Annotated in this window: 13 protein-coding genes; 6 read left to right on the plus strand and 7 right to left on the minus strand. The window is 60.8% G+C overall.

Features of this window, described 5'->3' with window-relative positions; translation table 11 throughout:
• Positions 1–107: 107 nt before the first annotated feature.
• Both B9Z50_RS13175 and B9Z50_RS13180 read left to right on the plus strand, forming a co-directional pair.
• Complete coding sequence (locus B9Z50_RS13175) at positions 108–1,871, plus strand: AMP-binding protein (RefSeq protein WP_108365084.1); 1,764 nt, start codon at positions 108–110, stop codon at positions 1,869–1,871.
• 20 nt (positions 1,872–1,891) lie between these two features.
• The gene (locus tag B9Z50_RS13180; protein ID WP_108365086.1) at positions 1,892–2,803 is read left to right on the plus strand and encodes a bile acid:sodium symporter family protein; all 912 of its coding nucleotides are present in this window, start codon (positions 1,892–1,894) and stop codon (positions 2,801–2,803) included.
• Between the two features lie 54 nt (positions 2,804–2,857).
• Here the strand turns inward: B9Z50_RS13180 and B9Z50_RS13185 are convergent, their stop codons facing one another.
• Complete coding sequence (locus tag B9Z50_RS13185; RefSeq protein WP_108365088.1) at positions 2,858–3,439, minus strand: hypothetical protein; 582 nt, start codon at positions 3,437–3,439, stop codon at positions 2,858–2,860.
• 106 nt (positions 3,440–3,545) lie between these two features.
• On the opposite strand from B9Z50_RS13185, the gene xdhC reads away from it, so the two are divergent.
• Together xdhC and B9Z50_RS13195 are read left to right on the plus strand one after the other, a co-directional pair.
• Positions 3,546–4,334: a xanthine dehydrogenase accessory protein XdhC gene (xdhC, locus tag B9Z50_RS13190; protein ID WP_199221752.1), complete on the plus strand. Its 789-nt coding sequence runs from the start codon at positions 3,546–3,548 to the stop codon at positions 4,332–4,334.
• A gap of 176 nt (positions 4,335–4,510) precedes the next feature.
• The gene (locus B9Z50_RS13195) at positions 4,511–5,722 is read left to right on the plus strand and encodes a urate hydroxylase PuuD (RefSeq protein ID WP_108365092.1); all 1,212 of its coding nucleotides are present in this window, start codon (positions 4,511–4,513) and stop codon (positions 5,720–5,722) included.
• 84 nt (positions 5,723–5,806) lie between these two features.
• Here B9Z50_RS13195 and B9Z50_RS13200 read toward each other — a convergent pair whose 3' ends face one another.
• The 5 genes from B9Z50_RS13200 to B9Z50_RS13220 form a co-directional block, all read right to left on the minus strand.
• The gene (locus B9Z50_RS13200; protein ID WP_108365431.1) at positions 5,807–6,409 is read right to left on the minus strand and encodes a lysophospholipid acyltransferase family protein; all 603 of its coding nucleotides are present in this window, start codon (positions 6,407–6,409) and stop codon (positions 5,807–5,809) included.
• Positions 6,410–6,532: 123 nt separating this feature from the next.
• A complete protein-coding gene (locus tag B9Z50_RS13205; RefSeq protein ID WP_108365094.1) occupies positions 6,533–7,261 on the minus strand; it encodes an LrgB family protein in 729 nt (242 codons plus the stop codon).
• Positions 7,258–7,605 (minus strand): CidA/LrgA family protein, encoded by a 348-nt coding sequence (locus tag B9Z50_RS13210; RefSeq protein WP_108365432.1) that lies wholly within the window; start codon positions 7,603–7,605, stop codon positions 7,258–7,260. Before B9Z50_RS13210 ends, B9Z50_RS13205 begins: the two co-directional genes overlap by 4 nt.
• A gap of 117 nt (positions 7,606–7,722) precedes the next feature.
• Positions 7,723–8,037 (minus strand): CcdB family protein, encoded by a 315-nt coding sequence (locus B9Z50_RS13215; RefSeq protein WP_108365096.1) that lies wholly within the window; start codon positions 8,035–8,037, stop codon positions 7,723–7,725.
• 6 nt (positions 8,038–8,043) lie between these two features.
• Complete coding sequence (locus B9Z50_RS13220) at positions 8,044–8,313, minus strand: type II toxin-antitoxin system Phd/YefM family antitoxin (protein ID WP_108365099.1); 270 nt, start codon at positions 8,311–8,313, stop codon at positions 8,044–8,046.
• Positions 8,314–8,501: 188 nt separating this feature from the next.
• Between B9Z50_RS13220 and B9Z50_RS13225 the strand changes: the two genes are divergently transcribed.
• Both B9Z50_RS13225 and B9Z50_RS13230 read left to right on the plus strand, forming a co-directional pair.
• Complete coding sequence (locus B9Z50_RS13225) at positions 8,502–9,341, plus strand: oxidoreductase (RefSeq protein ID WP_108365101.1); 840 nt, start codon at positions 8,502–8,504, stop codon at positions 9,339–9,341.
• Positions 9,342–9,377: 36 nt separating this feature from the next.
• Complete coding sequence (locus tag B9Z50_RS13230) at positions 9,378–10,397, plus strand: AraC family transcriptional regulator (protein WP_108365103.1); 1,020 nt, start codon at positions 9,378–9,380, stop codon at positions 10,395–10,397.
• 10 nt (positions 10,398–10,407) lie between these two features.
• On the opposite strand, the gene B9Z50_RS13235 is transcribed toward B9Z50_RS13230, so the two are convergent.
• Positions 10,408–11,811, minus strand: a complete 1,404-nt coding sequence (locus tag B9Z50_RS13235) for an 8-oxoguanine deaminase (RefSeq protein WP_108365105.1) — start codon at positions 11,809–11,811, stop codon at positions 10,408–10,410.
• Positions 11,812–11,983 lie beyond the last annotated feature (172 nt).

Raw genomic sequence — 11,983 nt, forward strand, 5'->3', positions numbered from 1 at the left:
TTTTTTGTGTGTGCCACACCCGTACCCAGTGTCGAGTCTCACTCTGTAGCCTCCGCTGCACCGCCTTGACCATCCCTGCTGTTTCATCTCTGCCCCCAAGGACCTTCATGAGTTTCACCCCAGACCCCACGAGCGCTGAGCGCCCGTGGCAAGCGGTTTACCCCCAAGTGGGCATCACGCCCGAGTTGCCCACGCCCGAGCACCAGAGTCTGGCGCATTTGATCCACGACCACTGCACCCGCTGGGCGCGTGACAGCCAGGCCAAGGCAGCCTTCACCTGCGTGGTGCCCAACGGCATGAACGGCAGTTTGAGTTTTGCGCAGGTCGATGCCTTGTCGGATGCCTTTGCCGGATACCTGCGCAGCACACTGGGCTTGGCCCGGGGTGACCGTGTGGCGGTGCAGTTGCCTAACAGTTTGTCTTACCCGGTTGTGGCTTTTGGTGTGCTCAAAGCCGGGTGTGTGCTCGTCAACACCAACCCGCTCTACACCGTGAGCGAAATGGTGCACCAGTTCAACAACTGCCAGGCCAAGGCCTTGGTGGTGGTGGACATGTTTGCAGACAAGCTGCCCGAGGTGCTGGCGCAAACGGGTGTGAAACACATCGTGTTCGCGGGTGTGCCCGAGTTTTTCCCGGCGATTCCGCGCGGCATCATCCGGGGTGTGCAAAAGGTCTGGAGCAAGGTGCTGCCGCCCGTGACGGTGCCGCATGTGCGCCTGCAGGCTGCGCTGGCCCAAGGCCGCGCCACTTTGGCTCAGCAGCCTGCCAAAGGTTATTGGCAAGATTTGCAGCCACACGATTTGGCCTTGCTGCAATACACCGGGGGCACCACGGGTGTGAGCAAGGGCGCGATGATCAGCCATGGCAATTTGCTGCACAACGTGCAGCAAATGCTGGCCATGGGCGCGACCCACATGACCCCCGGCCAAGAGTGCGTGCTGACCGCGCTGCCGCTGTACCACATCTTCGCGTTCACGGCCAATTTGCTGGGCTTCCTGGCCATCGGTGCGCACAACATTTTGGTGCCCAGCCCGCGCCCAGTGCAAAACCTGCAACGCGCTGTCGAAAACTACCCGCTCACTTGGATGACGGGTGTGAACACCTTGTTCAATGGCCTGCTCAATGAAGAGTGGTTTTTGGCTTACCCGCCCAAGCACCTGAAGGCCTCGATCGCAGGCGGCACCGCCTTGCACAGCGCCGTGGCCCAGCGCTGGCGCGAAGTGACCGGCACCCCCATCGCCGAAGGTTATGGCCTGACCGAAACCTCGCCTGTGGTGAGCTTCAACCCGCTCAGCGGCGAGCCGCGTGTGGGCAGCATCGGCATCCCGGCTCCCGGCACCGATGTGCGTTTGGTGTCTGAGACCGGTCAAGACGTGCCCTTGGGCGAGCCTGGTGAGATCTGGGTGCGTGGCCCGCAGGTCATGCAAGGCTATTGGCAAAACGAGGCCGAAACCGCCAACGTGATGCATGACGGATGGTTTGCGACGGGCGACATCGGTGTGATGGATAAGGCGGGCTTTTTCCGCATCGTGGACCGCAAAAAAGACATGGTGCTGGTCTCGGGCTTCAACGTTTACCCCAACGAGGTGGAAGACGTGATCGCGCAGATGGACGTGGTGCTGGAAGTGGCGGTGGTCGGCACGCCCGACGATCGCACAGGCGAGGCGGTACGGGCCTATGTGGTGCCCAACCCCGACCATGCAGGTCAATTGACCGCCGAAGACGTGTTGGCGCACTGCAAGCAACACCTGGCGGCCTACAAGCGGCCCAGCTCGGTGGTGCTGCGCGATGAGCTGCCCAAGTCCCCGATTGGCAAGGTGCTGCGCAAGGACCTGAAAGCCGAAGTTAACCACGAATTCAAACGCGCCTGAGCGCCACAGCGGAGTTAGATATGGTCACCGAATTTGAAACCAAATTGCTGGGCGTGATGATGATGGTCATCATGATGGGCATGGGCGCATCGCTCACCTGGCGCGATTTTTTGATCGCCTTTCGCAAGCCCAAGGGCGTGCTGGTGGGCGTTTTTTGTCAGTACGGCATCATGCCCTTCTTGGGCTTTGCCATGGCCGTTCTGCTTGACTTGCCACCCGCGTTGGCGGTGGGCCTGATCTTGATGGCCTGCATGCCCGGCGGCACCACCTCCAACATCTTTGCTTACTTCAGCAAAGGTGTGCTGGCGCTGTCCATCATGATGACCAGCGTGTCCACCTTGGTGGCACTGGTCATGGTGCCCGCCTTGCTGGAGTTTTATTCGCAAGCGGCGGGCATCAGCGGTGACTTCAAGATTCCGGCCAGCAACGTGGCGCAGGTGCTGATGGTGCTTTTGGTGCCCACCTTGATTGGCATGGCGCTGCGCAAAATGAGCCCCAACATCGGCGCCACCATCGAGTTGCTGGGGGGATTTTTGGGCATCCTGGTGATTTTGTTCTTGGTGGTGACTTGGATTCCGCGCAACCACCAGCTGCTGGCCACGACGCCCTTGACCGTTTATTTGGCGGCCATTGGCTTGGGCCTGGTCGGCATGGCCTTGGGATACGGCCTGTCTCGTTTGCTGCGTCAGGATCATAAGCGAAGCCGCACCATCGCGCTGGAAACCGGCATTCAGAACGGGCCCTTGGCGGTCTTGATCGTGACGCTGAGCTTTGCAGGGGCCATGCAGCAAGACATCTTGCTGATCCCGGTGCTGTATTCCCTGTTCATCGTGATCAGCAGCAGCTTTGTGACGCTGGTCTTTCGCCGCCGCAGCGACCGCGAAGCCTTGGCCCGCGACAAGGCCAAGGCCGGGCAGTTGGTCTCGGCTTGAGTCGCCTTCAAATTGGGGGCATTTGCCCCCTGAGAGGTGGCCGCTCGGGGCCGTTCAGTCTTGACCTTCGGTCAAGGTGTCGAGCTGGAATTTGCCGCTTTGGTGCCACAACCACACGTCGGTGTAGGTGACTTGGCTCATGTGTTGGGGCACAGGGTAGGGCGCGGCGGCTTTGACCATGCGCTCGATTTGTTGCATGACTTGGGGCACATGCCGGGGCGCACGCATCCATTGCACCGACTTGACCGAGCCGTGGCGGTCGATGTCCACGTTGAGCACGCCCACCGCCTCCAGCATGGGGGGCAGGCGACCTTTGTAGATGTGTTGGCTGTGCAGGGCATACAGGTGGCTGGCCGCGTCCTTGCGGTAGTCTTGGGCGTTGCGTGCGGTGGATTTGACAGAACCTGAGGCCGGTGAGGCGGCCGGGACGACAGCTTGTGGCATGGCTTCGTACCGAGAGGATGCCGCTTGACTGGGGCTGCTGGGCGCCTGGCTGGTGGCTGGGCCAGGTGTGGGCTTGCCGTTGGGTTGGGTGCTGCAGCCGCTCAACCAGCCCAGGCCCAGGGCACTCAGGGCCAGCAAGGTGCGTGACAAAACCGTGTGTTTTGGGCGCTTGTTCTGGGGTGCCTGTGGCATGGGTCGGGTCCTCTACTTGGCATACTCGGTATTTGGGCGTGATTGTGGCATTGGACACGGGCCTTGGCGAGCAACAATTTGACAGAGGGGTGCGTGTGTGAACTGGATGATGGCAGCGTTGGATCGGTTGGCCGATGAGGCGGCGGTGCGGGTGAGTGTGCAAGCCACCCAGGGCTCGGTGCCGCGTGGGCCGGGCACACACATGTTGGTGTTTGCCGTGGGCGAGGCCGGCACGATTGGGGGCGGGCATTTGGAGTTTCAGGCGCTGGCGCATGCTCGGCGTTTGCTGGCCGGAGAGTTGGTGACCACGCACTTGCGTCAGGTGCTGGGGCCCAGTTTGGGGCAATGCTGCGGCGGGGTGGTTGAATTGACCATGGAGCGGGTGGACGCGGACGACGTGGCGCGTTTGCGCACCTTGTTGATGCCCCCGCACACCCCGCTGGCGCTGTTTGGGGGCGGCCATGTGGGCCGGGCGATTGTGAACACCCTGGCGCCTTTGCCTTTTGCGGTGCGCTGGATCGACAGCCGCGATGAGATTTTTCCGGACGATGTGCCTGTGGATGTCGATTGCGAACACTCCAACCCGGTGCAGGCTGCGGTGGCGGATTTGGCCCCAGGCAGCCGGGTGCTGATCATGAGCTTCAGCCACGCTGAAGACCTGGACATTGTGGTGGCTTGCCTCAAGCGTCTGCGTGTGCAGGACGACTTGCCCTTTGTGGGCCTGATCGGCAGTGCCACCAAATGGGCCACCTTTCGGCACCGCTTGGAAGACAGGGGTTTCACGGCCGAGGAGATCGCCCGCATTACTTGCCCGATTGGGGTGCCGGGCATCACGGGCAAAGAGCCTGAGGTCATTGCTGTGGCGGTGGCGGCACAACTCTTGCAAACCCTTTGAGGGTGAGATGCTGGTTTCCCCTAGGCCGCCAAGCCAAAAGGGGACTGGAATCCCGAACATAAACTGTATACACTTCGGTGCACTGGTCGCAGCGGCGCAGGTTCTCCCGGGAACATGTTCGCGACCGAATACCCGCTCACAGGGCCCGCGGTGGTGAGGGGGTTGGAGAATCCCTGATGGAATCGTATTTTCTGGAATGGGCCAATTTGTTGTTGCGATGGGTGCATGTCATCACCGCCATCGCCTGGATTGGCTCCTCGTTCTACTTTGTCTTCCTCGACAACAATCTGCAAAAACCCAACTCACCCGACCTGCTCGAAAAAGGCGTGGGCGGCGCCATGTGGGCGGTGCACGGCGGCGGTTTTTACAACCCCCAAAAGTACATGGTGGCCCCTAAAAAGATACACACCAAACTTCATTGGTTCTATTGGGAAAGTTACTCCACCTGGCTGAGCGGCTTTGCGCTCTTCACGGTGCTTTACCTCTACAACGCGGGCACCTTCCTGATCGACAAATCGCTCATGGACTGGACGCCTGTGATGGCAGGTTCGGCCGCCGTGGGCATGTTGGTCGCCTTTTGGGTCGTGTACGACATCATTTGCCGTGTGTTTGGCTTCCGTAAAAACGGCGAGCTGATCGTTGCGGGCCTGATGATTGTGGTGGTGGCGTTTTGCTCTTGGTTGGCCAATGAGCTGTTTGCAGGCCGTGCCGCGTTCTTGTTGGTGGGCGCGATGATCGCCACCGCCATGAGCGCCAATGTGTTCTTCTGGATCATTCCCGGTCAACGCAAAGTCGTGGCCGCGATGACCAGCGGCGAAACCTATGACGCCAACGCTCTGGCCATCCACGGCAAGCGCGGCAAGCAGCGCAGCGTGCACAACACCTATTTCACGCTGCCCGTCATCTTTGCCATGCTGAGCAACCACTACAGCTTTTTGTACACGCACGAGCAGCGCTGGGTGCTGTTGTTTGTGATGATGTTGGCCGGTGCCCTGATTCGCCAGTTCTTTGTGCAGCGCCACGGCTACCACTTGGGCCGCGCGGCCAACCCTTGGCCTTTCGCGGCTGTGGGTGTGGTGATGATCTTGGGTGTGATTGTGGCCTTGCGTCCCGCCCCCCCTAAGGCATCTACAGTGCCTGCTATGCCCGTGAGCTTTGCACAAGTGCAAAGCTTGGTGGGGCAGCACTGCCTGTCATGCCATGGTGCTCAGGTGCAAATGAAGAACGTGCGCTTGGACAGCCCTGAGTTGATCAAGCAAAACGCTCAAAACATGTACCAACAAGTGGTGGTGACCAAGCAAATGCCCATGGGCAACGCCACAGGTTTGACCGAAGAGGACCGTGCCTTGTTCGGCCGTTGGTTTCAGGCTGGGGCCAAAACCGAGTGAGTGAATGGCGATGGGGTACCAGCTGCCCCACGCCATCGGACTAACAGCCGTTGCTAAGGGTGCTTAGCCCATTGCGTGAGAGACCTATAGATTTTCTGGGGGTGTCTCAAACTGGTCTGCATTTTTGCCCTTAAAGGGCGCATAAAACGCCTTGATGGCGATCATGTCTTTGTCGATGTCGCCAGACGGGACAAACAAAGGGCCCAGGCCACTGACTTTGCGCGAGTAGTCCATGTAGGCCATCACGATGGGCACTTGCGCTTGCAGGGCGATGTAATAAAAGCCGGTTTTCCAATAGCGGGTTTTGCTGCGCGTGCCTTCAGGCGGCACCACCAGGTGCACCGAGCCTTCGGCCTTGACCAATTCTTGTGCACAAGAGTCCACCAAGTTGGATGCTTGTGAGCGGTTGACCGCAATGCCGCCCAGCCAGCGCATGACCGGCCCAAACGGGAACGAAAAGATGCTGCTTTTGCCCATCCAGTAAATTTGCAGGCGCAAGGCAAAGGCCACCATCAAGGTGTAGGGCAAGTCCCAGTTGCTGGTGTGGGGCGCGGCAATGAGCACGCATTTGGTCACCCCTTCAGGCAGTTGGCCCTCAATTTTCCAGCCTGTGGCTTTGAGAAAGGCCAGCGACATGCTGCGCAAGGCGCTGTTGACGATGGGGGTGTCAAAAATGGTGCGGTGCATGGCGCAAGGTCGGTCATCGGAAATCGGCGAGGGCGACACGCGGGTGCGCATGGCTCGGAGAATCTTGATTATGTCTGGCAAATTACCTGCAATGGCGCCAAGGTGTCGCCACTGGCCACCGCGTTAGTACCACCAAGCCACCGCATACGGGATCAGCATCGCCCCCGCAATGCCATGCAGTCCCATGCCCAGGCTGGCATAGGCCCCGGCCTCGGCATTCACGCTGAAAGCGCGTGAGGTGCCAATGCCGTGCGCGGCCACACCCAGGGCAAAGCCGCGTTGCCACCAAGCTGTCACGCGCAGGGCGTCGAGCACATAGCGGCCCAGCACCGCGCCCAAGATGCCGGTGCTCACCGCAAAAATGGCGGTCAGGGTGGGCGAGGCTTGCACGCGCTCGGCAATGCCCATGGCAATCGGCGCGGTGACCGATTTGGCGACCAGGCCGCGCACCAGCGCTTCGTCCACGCCCAGCCAACGCGCCATGCCCACCGCCGTCAGCACCGAGGTGATGCCACCTGCCATGAGCGACAGCAGCAACACCCCCATGCGCCCCTTGAGCGAGGCAAAGCCTTTGTAAATCGGAATGGCCAGCGACACCGTGGCCGTGCCCAGCAAGAAGTGCACAAACTGCGCGCCTTCAAAGTATTGCGCATAGGGCATGTCGATCACGCTGATGCCGATGCACACCACCACCACCGCGATCAGCACCGGGTTGGCCAGCGGGTTGCGCTGGCTGCGCTCGTACAAGGTCAGGCCCAGCAGGTAAGCGCTGAGCGTGAGCACCAAAGCCAGCAGCGGACTGCCTGAGAGGTAGACCCAAATGTCGGAAATGGGCGGCAAGGTGTTGTTCATGCCGCGCTGTCCTTTTTGGCCAACAGTTTGAGCACCAACGCGGTGACCGCCACCGTGGCCGCCACGCTCAGCACCAGCGCCGCCGTGATGGCCCAAGCGTTGGCCTGCAAGACGGGCAGGTAAAGCACCACGCCCACCGACGCGGGAATGAACAACAGCCCCAGGTGCTGCAAGATGCCGCTGCCCACCAGGTCCATGGACGCGGGCACATGGCCGCGCAGGGCCAAAAACGCCAACAGCAAGACCAGACCCAGCACGGGCCCGGGGATAAAAGGCAGGGCGAACTTGGAGAGCAGCTCGCCGAGCGCTTGGAAGAGGAAGAGTTGAACGAGGCCTTGGATCATGGCCTCAGTGTAGGACAGCTTGAATTTGCGTTGAGGGCAAAACACTTGTGAGTCCGACGCCAACAGTGCGACATGCTCGCCGCGGTTGACCGCCGCGCTCGACATCGCGTGCCTTGGTTAAACGCCTGAAACCACCAAGTCCATTGCTGCGATCAACACGCTGGCTTGTGGTGCCAAATTGCCTACCCGTTCGCGCAAACTGCGTGTGGGTAAGGGCGCTGAATAGTGCGCCAAGGCACGCAGGCTTTGCCCGTTCACCATGACCATTGGGCAAAGCTTTTCCGGGGATTTTTCAGAAAAATCAATGGAGGCCAGAGGGATGCTCAAGCGCGTGGCCAAGGCATCGAGCAAGTCACTTTGAACGACAACCACATAAGGGATGCCGAGTGAAGCGCTTTCGCTGGGGTTCACATAAACGTCGAACTGAGCCATCGCGGTTCACCAAGGGCGCAGGTCTGCACCCGGTATGCCGTTTTTTTCGACCCAGCTGTTCTGAGCCGCAATCCAGTCACCAAATTCGTTTTCAAATTCTTTTTTTCGCGTCGCCAGGCTGGTTTTGTTTTGGTTGGCTTGCAAAGCGCGATAGTGATCGGCTGACAGGATGACGGTATCGATCTGGCCCGCCTTTTCCACGAAGACGGGCTCAACCTTGGCGAGGGCACAAATGCTGCCAAAACGGTTTTTGGCTTCTGTGGCGGTGATTTGCATGGTCTGATCTCCCGGTGGATGGCTATTTTAGCTAAAGCACAACAAGGGCCGGCACAACATCCAAACAAGACTTTGTGATGGCGACTTGGCATCTTCGGCATGCGCATTGGCGCGATCCGATGGTGACGCTTCGCTCCCTAGCGGCGACCATGGGTCCATTCGCAACACAATCACGAACGGAGTTTTCCATGGCATCCACATCCCCCGCAAAACAAGTGGCGCTCGTCACCGGCGCATCGTCCGGTATGGGCAAAGAAACGGCCAAGCGCTTACTGCAAGAGGGCTTGGTGGTTTACGTCGCGGCCCGGCGTGTGGCGCAAATGGAAGACCTGCGGGCCTTGGGCGCGATACCGCTGCAGATGGACATTTCGGTGGATGCCGACATCGTCGCTGCCGTGAACACCATCACCCAAGGCCATGGGGGCATCGACGTGCTGGTCAACAACGCGGGCTTTGGCATGTACGGCGCGATGGAAGATTCGACCTTGGCCGATGCCCGCTACCAGTTTGAGGTCAACCTGTTTGGGATGGCCCGGCTCACGCAATTGGCCCTGCCGCACATGCGCCGCCAAGGGGCGGGCAAGGTCATCAACATCTCGTCCATGGGCGGCAAGATGTACACCCCGCTGGGCTCGTGGTACCACGCCACCAAGCATGCGGTGGAGGGCTGGAGCGATTGCTTGCGCCTCGAGCTGGCCCCCTTTGGCATTCAGGTGGTGATCATCGAGCCCGGTGTGATTGCCACCGAATGGGGTGGCGTGATGCTCGAGCCCATGCTGGCGCGTTCGGGCCAAGGCCCTTACCAAGCTATGGCGCAGGGCATGGCCAAGGCGATGCGCAGCACCTATGCCAAAGCGGGCGCCGCCTCGCCCCCTTCGGTGGTAGCCGATGCCATACTGCAGGCTGTGCGTTCGCGCCGCCCCAAAACCCGTTACGTCATCGGCAAAATGGCCAAGCCCTTGATGTTCATCCGCAAGTATTTCGGGGACCGCTTCTTTGACATGGCCATCATGAGCCAGGCCAAGTAAGCCTCATCCACAATACACGCCAGAAAGCCCCCTACCGTGAAACAGGCCACACGCTTTTCTGTGCAGATGGGTTGGAAACTGCTCATCCTCGACATGGGCTACGCCCCCGCCGATGTGCTGAGCTTGGCGCGGCTGCCGGGTGACCTGTTTGCACGCCCGGGGGGTGCGAGTTTGTCGCCCGCGCAGTACTTTGACCTGTGGCGCGGACTGGAGCAGGCCGCCGCTGGCGACGAGTTGGCCCTCAAACTCGCGCAAGCCATGTCGGTGGAGGCCTTTGACCCGGCCATGTTCGCCTGCCTGTGCAGCCCCGACCTGAACACGGCGCTGCAGCGGCTGGCGCATTACAAACGCCTGATGTGTCCCTTGCACATGGTGGTCGACATCCAAGCAGACCGCACGCGGGTCACGCTCAGCTGCTACGGCAGCGACGAACCGATTCCCCGCAGCTTGGGGGTGTCGGAACTGGCGTTTTTCACGCAACTGGCACGCTTGGGCTCGCGCGAGCGCATCGAGCCCTTGTCCGCCTCGGTTCCCGATGTGCCCTTGAACCTGGCGCCCTATCAGGCGTACCTGGGCTGTGCTTTGGGGGCCTCTGAACAGATCCAAGTGACGTTTTCGGCGCAAGATGCGCGGCGTCCTTTTTTGACCGACAACATGGCCATGTGGGCCACGTTTGAGCCTGCCCTCAACAGCCGGCTGTCTGAGTTGGATGTGCAAGCGAGCTTGCGCGAGCGGGTGCGGGCTGTTTTGCTGGAGACGCTGCCGGCCGGCATCAGCAGCATCGACGCTGTGGCCCAGCGCTTGGCCATCAGCAAACGCTCTTTGCAGCGGCAGTTGGCCGACGAGTCGGTGGGGTTTCAAGAACTGCTCAGCGAGGTGCGCCATGAACTGGCGCGGCATTACCTGAGCCGCACCGACATTTCAGCCGGCGAGATTTCGTGGCTGCTGGGCTTTCAGGAAAGCAACTCCTTCATCCGGGCCTTTAGAAGCTGGACGGGCACCACGCCGGCGGCCTATCGGCAGGGGCGGTTGCCCCTGGGTTCTGGCGTGCATTGATTAGCGCTTGTCAGTTCACACCCAAGGCCAACTGCATCGCCAGTTGGTTGTGACGCTCAACCAGCGGCCCCATGTCCACCGTGGTGATCTGGCCTTGACGCACCACCACGCGGCCGTTCACGATGGTGTAGTCGGCGTTGTCACTGGCGCACAGCAAGAGTGCCCCCACCGGGTCGTGCACCGCGCCGCCCGCCATGCTGAGCGTGTCGGTGCGGAACATGGCGATGTCGGCGCAAAACCCCTCTTTGATTTGCCCCAACTCGTGGGCACGGCCCAGCACCTCGGTGCCGCCGCGAGTGGCCAGGCGCAGGGCGTCGCGGGGTGTCATCTCGGCGGGGCCGTGGTCACAGCCGAAGGGTTCCAATGCTCTGCCCACACGCGCCAACAACATGGCCTGGCGGGCTTCGTTCAGCAAATTCGCCGCATCGTTGCTGGCGCTGCCGTCTACACCCAGGCCAATGGGCACGCCCGCGTCGAGCATTTTTCGAAGGGGCAAGATGCCGCTGGCCAGGCGCATGTTGCTGCACGGGCAGTGGGCAATGCCCGTGCGCGTGCGTGCAAACAAATAGGTGCCTTCGTCGTCGAGTTTGACGCCGTGGGCGTGCCACACATCGTGGCCCACCCAGCCCAAATCTTCGGCGTATTGCGCGGGGGTGCAGTTGAACTTTTCGCGGGTGTAGGCGATGTCGTGGTCGTTTTCGGCCAAGTGGGTGTGCAAGCGAACACCTTGGGCGCGGGCGAGCTTTGCCGATTCGCGCATCAGGTCCTGGCTCACGCTGAAAGGTGAGCAGGGGGCAACGGCCACATGCGTCATCGCACCGAAGCTGGCGTCGTGCCATCTTTCAATCAGGCGCTGGGTTTCTTTCAGGATGGCAGGTTCTTGCTCGACCACACGGTCGGGTGGCAAACCGCCTTGGCTCTCGCCCACACTCATGCTGCCGCGTGTGGCCGTGAAGCGCATGCCGATGGTGTGCGCCGCTTCAATGCTGTCGTCCAACCGCACGCCGTTGGGGTAGATGTAGAGGTGGTCACTGCTGGTGGTGCAGCCGCTCAGCAGGAGTTCTGCCATGGCCACTTGGCCCGACACGCGCACCATCTCGGGTGTCAGGCCCACCCAGATCGGGTACAGCCCCTTGAGCCAAGAAAACAGCTCGGCGTTTTGCACCGACGGAATCGCCCGCGTGAGCGACTGGTACATGTGGTGGTGGGTGTTGATCAGGCCGGGCACCACCACATGGTGGTGGGCGTCAATGACCTCGTCCACTTGGGTCAACAGGGCGTCGGTGCTTTCAGCGGCTTGGATGATGCGCTCAATGCGTCCATCGCGGATGAGAAGCGAAGCGTCTTTTAGTTCGGTGTTGGCATCGTCTTGGGTGGCAATACAGCGGGCGCGGTGAATCAGCAGGGTGGGCATGGACGTGTCCTTGTGGGCAATGAATCAGGCGTATGAATCAAACGGGTTCATCAATCGTATGAATAATTCACGGCCGAATCCCCGCTGTCCTTTAAATTTCAAGGCGCCTGGGCGAGCACCGCGTTGCCGAGCGGACCGGGCTGTGCTGGTTGTGCAGTTTGTCATTGCACGG

Source organism: Limnohabitans sp. Bal53 (assembly GCF_003063355.1).
Taxonomy (GTDB): domain Bacteria; phylum Pseudomonadota; class Gammaproteobacteria; order Burkholderiales; family Burkholderiaceae_C; genus Limnohabitans_A.